This window comes from Streptomyces luteireticuli (genome assembly GCF_041519305.1).
Classification (GTDB): Bacteria; Actinomycetota; Actinomycetes; order Streptomycetales; family Streptomycetaceae; genus Streptomyces; species Streptomyces luteireticuli.
On record NZ_CP167927.1, the window covers coordinates 3,810,495 to 3,827,689 of the forward strand.

A 17,195-nucleotide genomic window follows, 5' to 3' on the forward strand; every position below is an offset into this window, starting at 1 on the left:
GGGGAGCCGTCGGTCCGGAAGGCCGCTAGTCGAGAAGGATGGCGTCGAGTTCCGTCCCCGCGGGGACGGAGGTGGTGTCCTCGGGGACGACGATCAGGGCGTTGGCGTGGGCGAGGGCGGCGACCAGGTGGGAGCTCGCGCCGCCGACGGGGGTCACCCGGCCGTCCTCGTACCGTCCCCGCAGGTACTGGCGGCGGCCCCGGGGCGAACCGGCGACCGCCGCGGTGCACTCGGCCCGCACCACGGACCGGTCGTGCGGCGGGAGGCCCATCAGGGCGCGGACGGCGGGGCGGACGAAGAGCTCGAAGGAGACGTAGGAGCTCACGGGGTTGCCGGGCAGCGCGAAGAGGGGGACGCGGTCCGGGCCGAGCCGGCCGAAGCCCTGGGGCTTGCCGGGCTGCATCGCCAGCGCACGGAAGTCGACGCTGCCCTCGTCGCCCGTGAGCCCGGAGAGGGCCTCCTTGACGACGTCGTAGGCGCCGACGCTCACGCCGCCGCTGGTGACGACGGCGTCGGCCCGGATGAGCTGGTCCTCCAGGGTGGCGCGCAGGGTCCCGGCGTCGTCGTCGACCGCGCCGACGCGGTAGGCGAGGGCGCCGGCGGAGCGGGCGCAGGCGGCGAGGAGGTAGCTGTTGGAGTCGTGGATGCGGCCGGGGGCGAGGGGTTCGCCGGGCGGGACGAGCTCGCTGCCGGTGGACAGGACGACGATCCGGGGACGCGGGCGGACGGTCACGGTGGCGCGGCCGATCGCGGCGAGGAGGCCGAGCTGGGCGGGGCCGAGGACGGTGCCCGCGGCGAGCGCGAGGTCTCCGGCGGCGACGTCGCTGCCTCGGGCGCGGACGTGGGCGCGGGCGGCGGCGGGGCGGTGGATCCGGACCTCGCCCAGACCGCCCCCGGGGACCGGACGGCGGGCGGACATCGTGGTGGCCGGGCCGCCGCCGAGGCCGCCGTCGGTCCACTCCACGGGGACGACCGCCTCGGCGCCGGGCGGCAGCGGTGCCCCGGTCATGATCCGGGCGGCCTCGCCGGGGCCGACGGCGGGCAGCTCCGCGCCGCCCGCCGGGACGTCGCCAACGACCCTGAGCACCGCCGGGAACTCCTCGCTCGCGCCCTCGACATCGGCGGTGCGGACCGCGTAGCCGTCCATGGAGCTGTTGTCGAAGGGCGGCAGGGCCGCGGGGACGGTGACGTCCTCGACGAGCACGCAGCCCTGGGCGTCCAGGAGTTGGAGCTCGATGGGCTCCAACGGGCGGATCCTGCCCAGGATGTCGGCGAGGTGCTCGTCCACGGACCAGAGGCGGTCCGCGGCGGGGGCCGGGGCTGTATCGGTCAAAGCGCTACATCTCCTCGGTGACGTACCTGCGGAGCCAGGCCCGGAAGTCCGGCCCCAGATCCTCGCGTTCGCATGCCAGTCTGACAATGGCACGCAGATAGTCACCACGGTCACCGGTGTCATAACGGCGTCCCTTGAACACCACGCCGTGCACCGGCCCGCCGAGCCCCGGCTCGGCGGCGAGGGCCTGGAGCGCGTCGGTGAGCTGGATCTCGCCGCCGCGCCCGGGCGGGGTCTCGCGCAGCACGTCGAAGATGGCCGGATCGAGCACATAGCGGCCGATCACCGCGTAGTTGCTCGGCGCCTCGGCCGGATCCGGCTTCTCCACCAGGCCGGTGACCTCGACGACGTCCTCGGCGTCGGTGGGCTTGACCGCGGCGCAGCCGTAGAGGTGGATCTGCGAAGGGTCCACCTCCAGCAGGGCGATCACGCTGCCGCCGCTGTGGCGCTGGATGTCCACCATCCGCGAGAGCAAGGGGTCCCGGGCGTCGATCAGGTCGTCGCCCAGCAGCACGGCGAACGGCTCGTCCCCCACGTGCGGCGCGGCGCACAGCACCGCGTGGCCGAGGCCCTTGGGGTCGCCCTGGCGCACGTAGTGCATCGTCCCGAGGTTGCTGGATTCCTGCACGCGGGCCAGCCGGGAGGCGTCGCCCTTGCGCCGCAGGGCCTCCTCCAGCTCGTAGTTCCGGTCGAAGTGATCTTCCAGCGGGCGCTTGTTGCGACCGGTGATCATGAGGACGTCGGTCAGTCCGGCCTGGACCGCCTCCTCCACCACGTACTGGATCGCCGGCTTGTCGACGACCGGCAGCATTTCCTTGGGCGTGGCCTTGGTGGCCGGAAGGAAGCGGGTACCGAGACCGGCGGCAGGAATGACAGCCTTGCTGATCCGACGACGCGCGTGAGTCATGGGGCGAACACTATCCGTTGCGTATGAGTGGAAGATGCGGCTCCACCGAGTATGAACCGAGAAAAGGAGTTTGTACGAACAATGGGCAAGTCCGATGTCGACAAGGCCGACTTGCGGCGAACGCTGCTCGACCGGCGAGCGGCCCTGAGCGCCGAAGCCGTCCAGGGGGCGCAGGAAGCGCTGGGGAGGCGCGCGCTCGATCTTCCGGAGCTCGCGGACGCCGGAACCGTGGCCGCATACGTCTCGGTGGGCCGCGAACCGGGCACCCGGGCACTGCTGGAGGCCCTGCGGGAACGGGGAACGCGGGTGCTGCTGCCGGTGCTGCTGCCGGACAACGACCTGGACTGGGCGGCCTACCGGGGACCTGATCATCTCGTCCGCGCCGGACGGGGGCTGCTGGAACCCGACGGGGAGCGGCTGGGGCCCTCCGCCGTGACGGAGGCGGAGGCCGTGCTGCTGCCGGGGCTGGCCGTGGACGGCCGGGGGCTGCGGCTGGGGCGCGGGGGCGGGTCGTACGACCGGGCGCTGGCGCGGCTGGAAGGGGCTTCGGTGGCCCGGGTCGTCCTGCTCTACGACCACGAGGTGGTCGGGCGGGTGCCGGCGGAGGCGCATGATCAGCCAGTGGACGCGGTGGTGACGCCGGGCGGGGTGCGGAGGTTCCGCTGACGCGGGGGAATGTGCCCCGGACCCGCCCTTTCACCGTTTCTTCCGGGCTCCGCCCGGACCCGCAACGCGGCTGCGCCGCGTTAGTCCTCAAGCGCCGGACGGGCTGAATCAGCCCGTCCGGCGCTTGAGGACACCCGCGCGGAGCGCAAGGAAACGGTGAAAGGGCGGGACAGGGGCAAGAATCCCCCGCCGCGGCCCTACGGCCGCAGCGTCAGCGAATCCTCCGTCGCCTTCTTCACCGCACCCGCCGTGTACGCCCACGGCAGCAGCTCACCACGGGCCCACTTGTCCGTCTGGTCGTAGTAGTGCGCGTTGTACGCGTGACCCGACGCACCCGTCAGGTTGATCCAGCGGGACTTGTCGAAGTCGTCCAGGTTCACGACCATCCGCATGGACGGCACCCAGAGCACCTCGTACCCCCCGGCCGCGTTCCAGCCCGCCGCGTTGACCGCGGCCTCGCCGCCCGCCAGGTTCCACGGGCCGCGGTTGAGCAGCCACTTCACGATGGACGGGCCTTCCTTGCCCAGCGTCTGGTTCTTCAGGTTCAGCTGGTGCAGGCGGCCCCAGCTCCAGGACGAGACGTCCTTGCCGAGCTTGGAGGTCAGCTCCCAGCGCGCGTCCTTCATGGCGCGGGCCAGCAGCTCGTCACGGTTCTTGGAGCCCGGGTTGGCGCGGGTGCCGTTGGTCTTCCACCAGGCGTCGTCCGGCTTGTCGATGATCGTGCGGACGACCTCGAACCAGCGGTCGCCGCCGTCCGGCTGGGCCTCGTCCGGCTCGCGCTCGCCGCACTCCGTGACCAGGCGGGTGTTGCCGTCGAGGTCCTCCTTGGGACCCGCGTCGTTGGTCGGGCGCACCCGCAGGCACTGGCCCTTGACGCGCAGCTCCTTGGGGAGCTTGTTGCCGAAGGCGAGCTTGAGGGTGTTGCGCCAGACCGCGTTGAAGTACGCGGCGGCGGCCGAGTCGGCGTCCTGGTGGTAGTCCCAGTCCTTCAGCAGCTCCTGGGCTTCCTTGAGGTATTTGGTCTCGCGCTCGTTGGGGCCCTTGAGCTTGATCTTGAGCAGGTAGGGCGTCAGCAGCTTGGCGACCTCGCTGCTGTTGTCCATCTGCATCTTCTGCATGTCCTCGGTCGAGATCTTCCCGCCGTCCTTGATCTTCGACTGGATCAGCTCGTTGATGCGCTGGCTGCGGACGCCGTAGCCCCAGTCGGAGGTCAGCGGGAGCGGGTACTTCTTGTCGACGACGGCCTGGTTGGCGGTCACGATGTAGCCGCGCTTGGGGTCGTAGTCCCAGGGCAGCGCGGACTGCGGGACGTAGCCCTTCCAGCTGTAGGCGGGGTCCCAGCCGGGGGCGGGCAGCCGGCCGTCGTGCTTCGGGCCGCGCACCGGGATCTGGCCGGGGGCCTGGTAGCCGATGTGGCCCTTGGTGTCCGCGTAGATCAGGTTCTGCGAAGGGACCGCGAAGTCGGCGGCCGCCTTGCGGAACTCGGTGAAGTCCGAGGCCCGGTCCAGGGCGAAGACCGCGTCCATGGTCCTGCCCGCGTTGAGCGCGGTCCAGCGCAGCGAGACCGCGTACCCCTCGGCGCGGTCCGGCGCCGAACCCTTGACCGGGGCGTCCTGGCCGACCTTCGACAGCTCGTCGTTGCGGTCGGAGACGATCGGGCCGTTGTTGGTCGAGCGGATGGTGAACTCGCGGTCCTTGCCGCCCGCGACCTTGATGATCTCCTTGCGGGTGGCGAGCGGCTTCTGCTGTCCGCCGAACTGGTACGTGCCGTCCGAGGAGACCTTCTCCAGGTAGAGGTCGGCGACGTCGGCGCCGAGGTTGGTCATGCCCCAGGCGATGTCCTGGTTGTGGCCGATGACGACGCCGGGCATGCCCGCGAAGGTGTAACCGGCCACGTCGTACGGGCACTCGGCGCTGGTCTTCGTGCAGTGCAGGCCCATCTGGTACCAGAGCGAGGGCATCTGCGGCGCGAGGTGCGGGTCGTTGGCGAGCAGCGGCTTGCCGGTGGTCGTGTACTTGCCGCCGACGACCCAGGAGTTGGAGCCGATGCCGTTGCCGTTGGGGCCCAGCAGCGCCGGCATCTGGCCGAGCGTCTTCGACAGGGCGGACAGGCCGCTGCGCAGCCCGCCGGTGGCGGAGGCGCCGCCGGGGGTGGTCCTGTTGGTGCTGCCGGAGGGCGTACCGCCGTTGCCGGACGTCCCGTTGCTGCCGGGCGTCCCGCCGGTGGCGGACGCCCCGTTGCCGGGAACGCCGTTGACCGTGCCCTGCTGCGCCCCGGAGGACGCGGACGACGGCGCGGCCTTCGGATCGAACTCCTTCGCCAGGGCGTCGTAACCGCCGCCCTCGACGATCGGCTTGTTGCGGTCGTACGGATACGACGGGTACAGCTGCTCGATCTGCTTCGCGTCCAGCCGGGTCGAGGCGAGCGAGCGGTCGATCTCGTCCCGCAGGTTGGCGCGCAGGTCCCAGGCCATCGCCTTGAGCCAGGCGACCGAGTCGACCGGGGTCCACTTCTCGGGCTTGTAGTCGTTCTCGAACTCCAGGGCCGCGTACTCCACGGACAGCGACTTGCCCTGGTGGTCCTTGAGGTAGGCGTTGACGCCGTCGGAGTACGCCTGGAGGTACTTCTTGGTCTCCGCGGAGAGCTTGGTGTCGTACTCCTCCTGCGCCACCTTCCGCCAGCCCATGGTGCGGACGAAGGCGTCGGTCTCCACCTGTCCGGAGCCGAACATCTCCGAGAGGCGGCCGGCCGTCAGGTGCCGGCGGACGTCCATCTCCCAGAACCGGTCCTGCGCCTGGACGAAGCCCTGCGCGCGGAAGAGGTCCTCGGCGGAGTCCGCGTAGACCTGGGGGATCCCGTTCCCGTCCCGCTCGACCCGCACCTGACCCTTGAGGCCCTTGAGCTGGATCGTGCCGGTGGTCTCCGGGAACGAGGCGCGGACGGTGTCGACGCCCCAGTACGCCCCGTAGCCCGTGCCTCCCATGAGCAGCAGCACGAGGCTGATCCCGAGCAGGCGGGCGCGGCGTCCCTTCTTTTTCTTGCCGGAAGGGCCGGTGTTGTTGGAGGGCATCGCTGTCCTTCGCGGGGCCGGGTGGTCCTGGAGTGCTGGAAGCAACCATAGGCGCAGGGCACCCGGCGGCCGGACGCGGAGTCGTCACCGCCGCTGCGGGCGGACGACGGCCGGGCCACCGAAAGGCGTTAAGAACCCGTAAAATGTTAGGAGAGGAAACGAAATTCCGGCCGTCCACAGGAACGTTTCGCTGTGCCGCGGCCGGAGTTCTAGTGAAGGGAGCGGCCCCTGACTGTCCACCACCTCAACGAACTCCTGCTCGTCTGCTCGCTCGTGCTGCTGGTAGCGGTGGCGGCGGTACGGGTCTCCTCCCGCAGTGGGCTCCCCGGCCTGCTCATCTATCTGGGCATCGGCATCGCGATAGGCCAGGACGGCATAGGCGTCGGCTTCGACGACGTCGGTCTGACCCAGGTCATGGGTTACGCCGCGCTGGTCGTGATCCTCGCCGAGGGCGGTCTCGGCACCAAGTGGCACGAGATCAAACCCGCCCTGCCCGCCGCCGCGGTCCTGTCCACCTTCGGCGTCGCCGTGAGCGTCGGCGTCACGGCCGCCGCCGCCCACTACCTGGCCGGCGTGGAGTGGCGGCAGGCGCTGATCGTCGGCGCGGTCGTCTCCTCGACCGATGCCGCCGCCGTCTTCTCCGTCCTGCGCAACGTTCCCCTCCCGTCCCGGCTGACCGGTGCCCTGGAGGCCGAGTCGGGCTTCAACGACGCCCCCGTCGTCATCCTCGTCGTCGCCTTCTCGGCCGCCGGACCGGTCGAGCACTGGTACCTGCTGCTCGGCAAGATCGCCCTGGAACTGGCCATCGGCGCGGCCGTGGGCCTGGCCATCGGCTTCCTCGGCGCGTACGGACTGCGGCACATCGCCCTGCCCGCCTCCGGCCTCTATCCGATCGCCGTCATGGCCATCGCGACGATCGCCTACGCGGGCGGCGCGCTCGCCCACGGCTCCGGCTTCCTCGCGGTCTACCTCGCCGCGCTGATCCTGGGCAACGCCAAACTGCCGCACCAGCCGGCCACCCGGGGGTTCGCCGAGGGGCTCGGCTGGATTGCCCAGATCGGGATGTTCGTCCTGCTCGGTCTGCTGGTCACCCCGCACGAGCTGGGGGACGACATCGTGCCCGCGCTCGCGGTCGGCCTGGTGCTGACGGTGGTGGCCCGGCCGCTGTCGGTCTTCCTGAGCACCGCCCCGTTCCGGCTCCCCTGGCAGGAGAAGGTGCTGCTCTCCTGGGCCGGGCTGCGCGGCGCCGTGCCCATCGTGCTGGCCACCATCCCCATGGTGGCGGGCGTGCCCGAGGCCCGGCGGATGTTCAACATCGTCTTCGTCCTGGTGATCGTCTACACCCTGGTCCAGGGCCCGACGCTGCCCTGGCTGGCCCGCCGTCTCAAGCTGGGGAAGACCGAGGCCGAGGACCTGGGCATCGAGTCGGCCCCGCTGGAGCGGCTGCGCGGGCACCTGCTGTCGGTGGCGGTCCCCGAGGGCTCGAAGATGCACGGCGTCGAGGTGGCGGAGCTGCGGCTGCCGGCCGGGGCGTCCGTCACCCTGGTCGTCCGCGACGGGACGAGCTTCGTCCCGGGGCCGACGACCGTCCTGCGGCACGGGGACGAACTGCTGGTGGTGGCCACCGACCCGGTCCGGGACGCGGCCGAGAAACGGCTGCTGGCAGTCTCCGAAGGCGGCAAGCTGGCCGGCTGGCTGGGCACCGGGGGCACCAGCAATGGGACGCCGGTTGCCATTCCAGGGAAAACGGGCCGGAAACAAGCGCCAGGTATGGTAGGGAAGAACTAAGTTCATCCTGCTCAATACATCGAACCAACTCTGCCTGATGCAGGGCTGGCGCGACCGCACGGCGGCCGCGGCCGCGACAAGGCGGCCGGCGCGGTATCTACCACGGTCCTGCGCGAGAGGACAGCTCTCGGCGCGCTCCGTGCGGCGATCCCGTCCGGGGCGTGCTACCAGGCGGCGGAAAGGCCGGACCGTGGCAGGCACGGTCAACGAATCCGCCGGGACACGCCCCGGGTACGGTCAGCTGCTGCGCACGCGCGGCGCCTGGACGTTCCTGCTCCCCGGCTTCCTGGCACGGCAGCCGTTCGCGATGCTCACCATCGGCATCCTGCTGCTCGTCCAGAACACCACCGGCTCCTACACGACGGCGGGCGCCGTCTCGGCGACCGCCGGTGTGGCCATGGCGCTGTTCGCCCCGCAGGGCGGCAAGCTCGCGGACCGCTTCGGACAGGCCGCCGTGCTGCTGCCCGGCGTGGTCGTGCACGCGGCCGCGATCTCGCTGCTGATCACGCTGGCGCTGTCGCACGCACCGCTGTGGGCGCTGTTCGCCGCGGCGGTGCCCGCCGGTGCGTCCACCCCCCAGATAGGCCCGATGGTGCGGGCCCGCTGGGCGGCCAAGCTGACGGGCTCGCCGCTGATGGCGACCTCGGCCGCCTTCGAGTCCGTCACCGACGAGTTCACCTTTGTGATCGGCCCGGTGCTGGCCACCGCGCTGTGCACCGGCGTGCACCCGTCGGCGGGCCTGGTCGCCGAGGCGGTGCTGACCGTCGTCGGCGGTCTGCTCTTCGCCACGCAGCGGCGCACCCAGCCGCTTCCCAGCCGCGCGGCGGGCGGGCACCGGCAGGAGAAGGGCGCCTCAGCGCTGTCGGTGACGGGCGTGCGCGTCCTCGCCGTCATGTTCCTCGGCATCGGCTCGGTCTTCGGCGGCATGCAGATGTCGATGACCGCCTTCACCAAGGCGATCGGCGAGCCGGGGCTCAACGGCCTGCTCTACGGATGCTTCGCGGCCGGAAACATGATCGCGGGCATCGTCGTCGGCACCGTCGCCTGGCGCAGCGCGCCCCAGCGCCGGCTGCTGATCGCCTATCCGCTGCTGACCCTGGCCACCACGCCGCTGTGGGCCGCGCACTCCGCGCCGCTGCTGGGCGGGCTCGGCCTGCTCGTCGGCATGTGCATCGCCCCGGCGCTGATCACCGGCTTCACCCTGGTCGAGAAGCTGGTCCCGGCCGAGACCCGGACCGAGGCGTTCACCTGGCTGACCGGCTCGGTGGGCCTGGGGCAGGCGGCCGGGTCCCTGGCGGCCGGCAAGCTGGTCGACCGGTTCAGCGCGCACGCGGGCTTCCTGGTGCCGCTGTGCGGTACCGCGCTGGCGCTGCTGGTCCTGCTGGCACTGCGCCGCAGCCTCACTCCCCCGGACGCGGCGTCGCACGTCGCGGCACGTGGGGTGGGTCACCGTGAGCCCGTAGCGGTGGACTGACGCGCGGGAATACTGCACTATGGAGCGTCGTTAGCACTCATCGAGTGAGAGTGCCAGGAGGAGCAAGTGCCGACTTACCAGTACCAGTGCACCGAGTGCGGCGAGGGCCTCGAGGCGGTGCAGAAGTTCACCGATGACGCCTTGACCGTGTGCCCGAGCTGCGACGGACGCCTGAAGAAGGTGTTCTCCGCGGTCGGCATCGTCTTCAAGGGCTCCGGCTTCTACCGCAACGACAGCCGTGGCACCTCGTCGAGCAGCAGCCCGGCGAAGCCGGCGGCGGCCACGACGTCGTCGTCCTCCACGGCTCCCGCTTCGAGCGCGGCCTCGTCGAGCTCCTCCACGAGCACGAGCAGCAGCTCGTCGGCCGCCTGACGCACTCACTCCGCAGGGTCCTTCGACGGAGCCCGCCGCCTCTTCGCGAGGTGGCGGGCTCCGTCGCGTTCCGGGGCTCGACCGGGCTCCGGGGGCGTGGGCCAGGGCCTGTGCCGGCCCCTCGGACACGCCCTAGGGTGACGGCATGGTCAACACGAGCACGGCCGATGCTCTCGGCCGACAGACGGGTCCCCGGGCGGAGATAGGCGTCATCGGGGGCTCGGGGTTCTACGCGTTCCTCGACGACGTGACCGAGGTCACGGTGGAGACGCCCTATGGACCGCCGAGCGACTCCCTGTTCCTCGGCGAGGTGGCGGGGCGCGAGGTCGCCTTCCTCCCCCGCCACGGCCGCGGCCACCACCTGCCGCCGCACCGCATCAACTACCGGGCCAACCTGTGGGCCCTGCGCTCCGTGGGCGTGCGCCAGGTGCTGGGCCCGTGCGCGGTGGGCGGGCTGCGGGAGGAGTACGGGCCGGGGACGCTCCTGGTGCCCGACCAGCTGGTGGACCGGACGAAGGCACGGGCCCAGACCTTCTACGACGGCGAGCGGCTGCCCGACGGCAGCGTGCCGGAAGTCGTCCACCTCCCCTTCGCCGACCCCTACTGCCCCGTCGGGCGCGCGGCCGCGCTGGCCGCGGCGCGCGGGCGCGACTGGGAGCCGGTGGACGGCGGGACGATGGTGGTGGTCGAGGGGCCGCGCTTCTCGACCCGCGCGGAGTCGCGCTGGCACGCGGCGCAGGGCTGGTCGGTGGTCGGCATGACCGGGCACCCGGAGGCCGCGCTCGCCCGTGAACTGGGCCTCTGCTACACCTCGATGGCGCTGGTCACGGACCTGGACGCCGGTGCCGTGACGGGGGACGGCGTCACGCACCACGACGTGCTGCGGGTCTTCGAGCAGAACGTGGAGCGGCTGCGCGGGGTGCTCTTCGACGTGGTGGGCGCCCTGCCGGGGAACGGGGACCGGGACTGCCTGTGCACGCACGCGCTCGACGGCTGGGACCTGGGGATCAAACTGCCCTGACCGCCCGGATCCGGCCGGCCTGCACACCCCATGGGGTGACGGAGTTTTCCACAGTCCTCGGTCTGTCCACAGGCCTCAGCGGGATCCGGGAAAAGACGGGATCGTGGGGAGCGTCCTTCCGGGCTCCTCGGAGCCTTCCGGAACTCCCCCACGACGGGCGGTGGTTGCCGTGTCCCCTTTTCCCTCCTCCTCTCCCCTGTCCTCCTCCTCTCCCGCGCCCTCCGCGTCCTCCCACGCGTCCGGGCCGTCCTCCCTCGGCTCGCGTCCCTCCTGGGTGCCGCCCCCGGCGTGTGCGGTCCCGCACTTCGCGCCGGTGCGCGTCGGGCGCCGGCGTGGTGCGGCGACGGGTTGGGTAGCGGTCGTGGCCGGGGTGGTGATCCCGTGCTCGGCACTGCTGGCCTGCTGGGGTCTCCGCTGATCGTGTTCATGGATTGGACACACCGGCCGGATGGTCTCGTATGGTGTTCAATCCGCCATTCCGGAACATCCGGGGCAGACGAGTACGGAGAGAGGCTGTTCGGTGAGCGAGAAGAGGACGGGGATCCTCGGGGGCTTCAAGGCATTCCTGATGCGGGGCAACGTGATCGACCTGGCGGTCGCCGTTGTCATCGGCGCGGCGTTCACCAACATCGTGAACTCCGTGGTCAAGGGCGTGATCAACCCCATCGTGGGCGCCTTCGGCACCACGGACCTGGACAGTTACGCCGCCTGTCTCAAGGGGCCGTGCGAGAAGAACGCGGCCGGGGTGGTGACCAAGGGCGTCTTCATCCAGTGGGGCTCGGTGGTGAGCGCCTCGCTCACCTTCCTGATCACCGCGGCGGTGGTCTACTTCCTGATGCTGCTCCCCATGAAGCGCTGGCAGGACCGCCAGGCGGCCCGCCGCCCCGCGGAGAACGAGCCGGCCCAGCCCACGGAGATCGAGCTGCTGGCGCAGATCCGGGACACGCTGATCGAGCAGCGGCGCGGCCCGGGGACGGACTCGGTGCCCGCACCGCGCTAGCGCGCACTCTCCGGGCCCTGTGGCTCAGAGGTGGTGCGGCGGCTTCTCGTCCAGGAAGCGGGCCAGGTCGGCGGCGGCATCGGCCGCCGGCCGCTCGCCCCAGCCCCGGTCCGTGTCGTCCTGGGACGGACGGTCCAGCGGATCGTCGAAGACGAGGGCGGGCCTGGGTTCGGGGGCGGTGCTCATGGTTCCAGGGTACGGGCCGCCCCGGTCGCGACGGACCGCACGGGCGGCGACAATCGCCGCATGAGCGATACGCCCCCGCGGCCGCTCCCGCGCCACCCCGGCGTGCTGCGCCGGATGACCACGCGCGGCCGCGAGGAGGAGCACCGCACGGCCACCCCGCTGGAGCTCTTCTTCGACCTGTGCTTCGTGGTCGCGGTCGCCCAGGCGGGCCGGCAGCTGGTGCACGCGCTCGCGGAGGGCCACCCGGGGCACGGCATCCAGGGCTACGCGATGGTCTTCTTCGCGGTCTGGTGGGCCTGGATGAACTTCACCTGGTTCTCCTCCGCCTACGACACGGACGACGTCCTGTACCGCGTGGTGACGCTGGTCCAGATCGCCGGGGTGCTGGTCCTCGCCGCGGGCATCCCCCGCGCGTTCGACGCCGGCGACTACCGGGCCGTCTGGTTCGGCTACCTGGTGATGCGGCTGGCGATGGTCAGCCAGTGGCTGCGCGCGGCGTTCTCCGCGCGGGGCGCGGAGCGGCGCACCGCGCTGCGGTACGCGCTGGGGGTGTTCCTGTGCCAAGTCGGCTGGCTGGGCCTGCTGTTCCTGCCGGCCCACGCCAAGGCGTGGCTGTTCCTGGGGATGGCGGTCTGCGAGATGGCCGTCCCCGTCTGGGCCGAGCACGGGCAGCCGACCGGCTGGCATCCGCACCACATCGCCGAGCGGTACGGGCTGTTCACCATCATCGTGCTCGGCGAGACCGTCTCGGCGGCCACGGTCGCGGTCCAGTCGGCGGTGGACGAGCACCGGGGGCTGGGCACGCTGCTGCCCATCGCGGCCGGCGGACTCCTGATCATCTTCGCCGCCTACTGGATCTACTTCGCGGTCCCCATCCATCTGCGCCTGATCTCCAACCAGCAGGCTTTTCTCTGGGGTTACGGGCACTACCTGGTCTTCGGCTCGGCCGCCGCCATCGGCGCGGGCATCGAGGTGGCGATCGAGGAGGCCACCGGGAAGGCGCACATCGCGACGTTCCCGGCGTCGGCCTGCGTCACCGAGGCCGCGGCGCTGTTCATGCTCACGGTGTGGCTGATCCACTCGCGGCACCAGAAGCGCGGCCCGGTGCAGCAGTCGGTGCTGCCGGTCTCGGCGGCGCTCGTCCTGGCCTGCACGTTCGCGGGGCGCCTGGCGGTGCTCGCGGCCGGGTGCGTGGCGGCCGTCACGGTCGTGGTGGGGGTCACGCTGACGGCACGTCGGAATGCCGCGGACCGCCGGGAGACCGCTTCCGGCCGGGAGACCGCTTCCGGGTCGTGAGACGCGTGATACGCATGGCGGCATGACTGATGCCAGCACCGCCCGGAACGCGACGGGCCCCCGGGACGCCCTCACCGACGTGACCGGCCTGCGGGTCGGACACGCCCAACTGACCGGAGAACGTGCGCTGTCCGGGACGACGGTGATCCTCACCGAGCCCGGCGGGGCGGTGGCCGCCGTGGACGTCCGCGGCGGCGGGCCGGGGACGAAGGAGACCGACGCGCTCGACCCGCGCAACCTCGTCCAGCGCGTCGAGGCCGTGGTGCTCACCGGCGGCAGCGCCTTCGGGCTGGACTCGGCGTCGGGGGTGATGGCCTGGCTGGAGGAGGCCGGCCGCGGGGTGCGGGTCGGCCCCGACCCGTCGCAGGTGGTCCCCGTCGTCCCGGCCGCGGCCGTGTTCGACCTCGGCCGCGGCGGCGACTGGCGGGCCCGTCCGGACGCGGCGCTCGGCCGCCTGGCCGCCGAGGCGGCGGCCCGGACGGAGGCAGGCGCGCCCGTCGCGCAGGGCAACGTCGGCGCGGGCACGGGCGCGGTGGCCGGTGGGCTGAAGGGCGGGGTCGGCACGGCGAGCACCGTCCTGCCCTCGGGGGTGACGGTGGCGGCGCTCGCGGTGGTCAACGCGGCAGGTTCGGTGGTCGATCCGGACACGGGCGTGCTGTACGGGGCGGACCGCCGGGCGTCCCTGCCGCCGGAGGAGCGGCACCGCGCGGCGGTCTCCGCGCTCGCGGAGGCGCGCGAGGAGTCCGGGCGGCGGGCGGCCTCGTCCGCGCGGCCGCCGCTCAACACGACGATCGCGGTGGTCGCCACGGGCGCGGCGCTCACCCGCGCCCAGGCTCAGAAGCTCGCGGGCACGGCCCACGACGGTCTCGCCCGGGCGGTCCGGCCGGTGCACCTGCTGACGGACGGCGACACGGTCTTCGTCCTGGCGACCGGGACGCGCCCGCTGCCCGCGGAGGACGGCCTGCCGGCCGGGGTGGACTACGCGCTCGGGGCGGTGAACGGCATCCTGGCGGCGGGCGCGGACGTACTGCAACGGGCAGTGGTCAAGGGGGTGTTGGCGGCGGAAGGGGTGGACGGCCCCGGGGGCGTCTTCCCGTCGTACCGCGAGCTGTACGGGGACGTTTCCGGCGACCCCGTCGGTCCTGAAGGCCCCGTCGGCCCCGAAGGCCCCGGCGGTCCTGGAGATTCCGGCGTTTCCGCGGAAGCGAGGTGAGCGAGCAGGAGGTCTTCCAGAGGGAGGGTTTCGGTGATCCATGGACCGTCGAGCACACCGGAATGCCGGACAACAGCGGTGAATTGACGGCCCGTAACGACTGACCGCACGACGGCGCTCCGGTCCAGCGCGGCCGGCAGCCCGTCCGCGGTCCGCGGGTCGGTGCGGCCGGTGATCCTCCGGTGCTCCCCGACCAGCCGCCGCGCGTCGCCCACGAGCCGTACGCCGCCGTCCCGCAGGAGCAGCACATGGTCGCAGGCGCCCTCCAGCCCGGACGGGACCGGTGAGGACAGGACGACGGAGAGGCCGCGCCCGGCCGCCTCGGCCAGGACCAGGTCTACGATCTCCTGGCGCGCCGGCGGGTCGAGGCCGGCCAGCGGCTCGTCCAGCAGCAGCAGTTCGGGGCGTTCGCCGAGGGCCAGCGCGAGGGCGATCCGGACGCACTGGCCGCGGGAGAGCGTGCCGACCTGGGCGTCGAGGGGTATGCCGCCGGACCGCACGATGCGCTCGGCGGCGGCCCGGTCGAAGTCCCGGTCCGACCCGTGCCCGAAGCGGAGCGTGTCGGCGGCCGTGAAGCGGGGGTAGAGCGGTTTGTCCTGGGCGAGGAACGCGACGCGCCCGCGGACGGCGGGTCCGCCGGGCTCGGCACCGAGCACGCGCAGTGCGCCACGGGTCGGCCGGAGCAGCCCCGTCGCCAGGTGGAACAGCGTGCTCTTGCCGGCCCCGCCCGGCCCGACGAGGGCGGTGACGCGGCCGGCCGGCAGGGCGAAGTCGCCGTCGCGCAGCGCCCAACCGCCGCGGAACCGGTGCCCGAGCCCCGACGCCACCAGGGCCTCTGGATCCGTCACGTGCCGCCCTCCCCGCCTCCACCTGCTTTCACTAACCCCTTAGTGGAATGATGCGGACAGCGGTCGCACACCGTCAAATCCGGGTGCTCAACCGGCCTTCGCCGCAAGCGGCGCGCGCCGCTCCTTGAGCAGGACGACCAGTCCCGCGGCGACGAGCACCCCCGCCGCGACCGCGCCCAGGTACGGCAGCGCCCGGCCGATCAGCGGGACGACGAAGACGCCCCCGTGCGGGGCGCGCAGCGTGCAGCCGAACGCCATGGACAGGGCGCCGGTGACCGCGCCCCCGGCCATCGCCGGCGGGATCACGCGCAGCGGGTCCGCCGCCGCGAACGGGATCGCCCCCTCGGTGATGAACGACGCGCCCAGCACCCAGGCCGCCTTGCCGTTCTCCCGCTCGGCCCGGGTGAACAGCCGTCCGCGCACGGCCGTCGCCAGCGCCAGCGCGAGCGGCGGCACCATCCCGGCCGCCATGACCGCGGCCATCACCTTCAGACTGCCGTCGTTCGGGTCGGCGAGCCCGCCGACGGCGAAGGCATAGGCGACCTTGTTGAGGGGGCCGCCGAGGTCGAAGCACATCATCAGGCCCAACAGGGCGCCCAGGAGCACGGCGTTGGTGCCGGACAGACCGCCCAGCCAGCCGGTCAGCGCGGACTGGAGGGACGCGAGGGGCTTCCCGATCACCAGGAACATCAGGAACCCGACGACCGCCGAGGACAGCAGCGGGATCACCACCACCGGCATGATCCCGCGCAGGACCGCCGGCACGTCGACCCGCCGGATCGCCGTCACCACCGCGCCCGCGACCAGACCGGCGATCAGGCCGCCCAGGAAGCCGGCCCCGATCGTCACGGCGATCGCGCCGCCGACGAACCCCGGGACGAGGCCCGGCCGGTCGGCCATCCCGTACGCGATGAACCCGGCCAGCACCGCCACCAGGAAGCCGAACGCCGCACCGCCCGTCTGGAAGAACAGCGCCGCCCAGCTCATGGACTCGGTCCAGACGAAGTGCTTCGCCACCGAGGGCGCCTTGTCGACCTCATAGCCGCCGATCGCGAAGGCCAGCGCGATGAGGAGGCCACCGGCGGCGACGAACGGGACCATGTAACTGACGCCCGTCATCAGCCACTTGCGCAGCCTGGTGACGAACCCGTCGCCCTCCTCCGCCCCGCCGTCCATCGGCACGGTGGCGGGCCGGGGCCCCGCCGCCGCCTTCTCCCGTACTTCGGCGACGAGTTCGGCGGCCCGGTTCACCCCGGCCTTCACCCCGACGTCGACGACGGGCTTGCCCGCGAAGCGGTCCCGGTCGCGGACCTCGACGTCATGGGCGAGGATCACCCCGTCCGCGGCGGCGATCACGCCCGGGTCGAGCCGGGTGAACCCGGCCGACCCCTGTGTCTCGACGGCGATCCCGACCCCCGCGTCCTTCGCTGCCCGCTCCAGGGCCTCGGCGGCCAGATAGGTGTGGGCGATGCCGGTGGGGCAGGAGGTGACGGCGACGATCCGGAACGGCCGGTCCGCCGGGGCGTCCGCCGCGGCGGCCGGCGCCGTCCCGTCCCCCCTGATCAGCGCCGCCGCCCCCGCCTCGTCCGTCGCCGCGCGCAGCGCCCCCGTGAACTCCTCGTCCATCAACTGCCGGGCCAGGGACGACAGGATCGTCAGATGGTCGTCGTCCGCGCCCGACGGGGCGGCTATGAGGAAGACCAGGTCCGCGGGGCCGTCCGGGGCGCCGAAGTCGATCCCGGGCGCGGAACGGCCGAAGGCCAGGGTCGGTTCGGTGACGTGGGCGCTGCGGCAGTGCGGAATGCCGATGCCGCCGTCCAGGCCCGTCGGCATCTGCGCCTCGCGCGCGGCCACGTCGGCGAGGAAGCCGTCGAGGTCGGTGACGCGGCCGAGAGCCCGCATACGTACGGCGAGCGACCGGGCGGCCGCTTCCTTCGTGTCGGCGGACAGGTCGAGGTCGACCAGTTCCGCGGTGATCAGTTCACTCATCGCGGGCTCCTTCGGGGGACGAGCGGCGGCT

At 72.5% G+C, this 17,195-nt stretch carries 13 protein-coding genes and 1 pseudogene; 8 read left to right on the forward strand and 6 right to left on the reverse strand.

The annotated features are described in order from the left end of the window. Window positions 1–25: 25 nt before the first annotated feature. Window positions 26–1,333, reverse strand: coding sequence for a gephyrin-like molybdotransferase Glp (glp, locus tag AB8735_RS16735; RefSeq protein WP_372408188.1), 1,308 nt, complete (start codon window positions 1,331–1,333; stop codon window positions 26–28). Between the two features lie 4 nt (window positions 1,334–1,337). Next, window positions 1,338–2,240, reverse strand: a complete 903-nt coding sequence (gene galU, locus AB8735_RS16740; protein ID WP_344023214.1) for a UTP--glucose-1-phosphate uridylyltransferase GalU — start codon at window positions 2,238–2,240, stop codon at window positions 1,338–1,340. Between the two features lie 81 nt (window positions 2,241–2,321). On the opposite strand from galU, the gene AB8735_RS16745 reads away from it, so the two are divergent. Next, window positions 2,322–2,906, forward strand: a complete 585-nt coding sequence (locus tag AB8735_RS16745; RefSeq protein ID WP_344023212.1) for a 5-formyltetrahydrofolate cyclo-ligase — start codon at window positions 2,322–2,324, stop codon at window positions 2,904–2,906. A gap of 197 nt (window positions 2,907–3,103) precedes the next feature. Here the strand turns inward: AB8735_RS16745 and AB8735_RS16750 are convergent, their stop codons facing one another. After that, window positions 3,104–5,977 carry a penicillin acylase family protein gene (locus AB8735_RS16750; protein ID WP_372408191.1) on the reverse strand — a complete coding sequence of 958 codons (2,874 nt, stop codon included), beginning with the start codon at window positions 5,975–5,977 and terminating at the stop codon, window positions 3,104–3,106. A gap of 273 nt (window positions 5,978–6,250) precedes the next feature. Here AB8735_RS16750 and AB8735_RS16755 point away from each other — a divergent pair, with 273 nt between their 5' ends. The 5 genes from AB8735_RS16755 (at window position 6,251) to mscL (ending at window position 11,632) form a co-directional block, all read left to right on the forward strand. Continuing rightward, on the forward strand, window positions 6,251–7,765 hold the full coding sequence (locus AB8735_RS16755) for a potassium/proton antiporter (protein WP_344023208.1): 1,515 nt from the start codon (window positions 6,251–6,253) through the stop codon (window positions 7,763–7,765). Window positions 7,766–7,955: 190 nt separating this feature from the next. After that, on the forward strand, window positions 7,956–9,239 hold the full coding sequence (locus AB8735_RS16760) for an MFS transporter (RefSeq protein ID WP_344023206.1): 1,284 nt from the start codon (window positions 7,956–7,958) through the stop codon (window positions 9,237–9,239). A gap of 66 nt (window positions 9,240–9,305) precedes the next feature. Continuing rightward, entirely contained in the window at window positions 9,306–9,611 is a 306-nt protein-coding gene (locus AB8735_RS16765; RefSeq protein WP_372408193.1) for an FmdB family zinc ribbon protein, read from the forward strand. Window positions 9,612–9,756: 145 nt separating this feature from the next. Beyond that, complete coding sequence (locus AB8735_RS16770; protein ID WP_372408194.1) at window positions 9,757–10,632, forward strand: S-methyl-5'-thioadenosine phosphorylase; 876 nt, start codon at window positions 9,757–9,759, stop codon at window positions 10,630–10,632. A 520-nt stretch (window positions 10,633–11,152) separates the two neighbouring features. After that, window positions 11,153–11,632 carry a large conductance mechanosensitive channel protein MscL gene (gene mscL / locus AB8735_RS16775; protein WP_344023199.1) on the forward strand — a complete coding sequence of 160 codons (480 nt, stop codon included), beginning with the start codon at window positions 11,153–11,155 and terminating at the stop codon, window positions 11,630–11,632. 24 nt (window positions 11,633–11,656) lie between these two features. Here the strand turns inward: mscL and AB8735_RS16780 are convergent, their stop codons facing one another. After that, window positions 11,657–11,818: a hypothetical protein gene (locus tag AB8735_RS16780; protein ID WP_344023197.1), complete on the reverse strand. Its 162-nt coding sequence runs from the start codon at window positions 11,816–11,818 to the stop codon at window positions 11,657–11,659. A 60-nt stretch (window positions 11,819–11,878) separates the two neighbouring features. Here AB8735_RS16780 and AB8735_RS16785 point away from each other — a divergent pair, with 60 nt between their 5' ends. Next, complete coding sequence (locus AB8735_RS16785) at window positions 11,879–13,114, forward strand: low temperature requirement protein A (protein ID WP_372408195.1); 1,236 nt, start codon at window positions 11,879–11,881, stop codon at window positions 13,112–13,114. A gap of 22 nt (window positions 13,115–13,136) precedes the next feature. Beyond that, window positions 13,137–14,327, forward strand: coding sequence for a P1 family peptidase (locus tag AB8735_RS16790; RefSeq protein WP_372408197.1), 1,191 nt, complete (start codon window positions 13,137–13,139; stop codon window positions 14,325–14,327). A gap of 383 nt (window positions 14,328–14,710) precedes the next feature. On the opposite strand, the pseudogene AB8735_RS16795 reads toward AB8735_RS16790, so the two are convergent. Together AB8735_RS16795 and AB8735_RS16800 are read right to left on the reverse strand one after the other, a co-directional pair. Next, window positions 14,711–15,175 (reverse strand): annotated as a pseudogene (locus tag AB8735_RS16795) (ATP-binding cassette domain-containing protein); the annotation flags it as partial. Between the two features lie 87 nt (window positions 15,176–15,262). After that, on the reverse strand, window positions 15,263–17,164 hold the full coding sequence (locus AB8735_RS16800) for a fructose-specific PTS transporter subunit EIIC (RefSeq protein WP_372408198.1): 1,902 nt from the start codon (window positions 17,162–17,164) through the stop codon (window positions 15,263–15,265). Window positions 17,165–17,195 lie beyond the last annotated feature (31 nt).

Excerpts from the sequence above, each read along its gene's own strand:
- galU (WP_344023214.1), bottom strand. The coding sequence starts at position 2,240 with ATGACTCACGCGCGTCGTCGGATCAGCAAGGCTGTCATTCCTGCCGCC.
- AB8735_RS16745 (WP_344023212.1), top strand. The coding sequence starts at position 2,322 with ATGGGCAAGTCCGATGTCGACAAGGCCGACTTGCGGCGAACGCTGCTC.
- AB8735_RS16750 (WP_372408191.1), bottom strand. The coding sequence starts at position 5,977 with ATGCCCTCCAACAACACCGGCCCTTCCGGCAAGAAAAAGAAGGGACGC.
- AB8735_RS16770 (WP_372408194.1), top strand. The coding sequence starts at position 9,757 with ATGGTCAACACGAGCACGGCCGATGCTCTCGGCCGACAGACGGGTCCC.
- AB8735_RS16780 (WP_344023197.1), bottom strand. The coding sequence starts at position 11,818 with ATGAGCACCGCCCCCGAACCCAGGCCCGCCCTCGTCTTCGACGATCCG.
- AB8735_RS16785 (WP_372408195.1), top strand. The coding sequence starts at position 11,879 with ATGAGCGATACGCCCCCGCGGCCGCTCCCGCGCCACCCCGGCGTGCTG.
- AB8735_RS16790 (WP_372408197.1), top strand. The coding sequence starts at position 13,137 with ATGACTGATGCCAGCACCGCCCGGAACGCGACGGGCCCCCGGGACGCC.
- AB8735_RS16800 (WP_372408198.1), bottom strand. The coding sequence starts at position 17,164 with ATGAGTGAACTGATCACCGCGGAACTGGTCGACCTCGACCTGTCCGCC.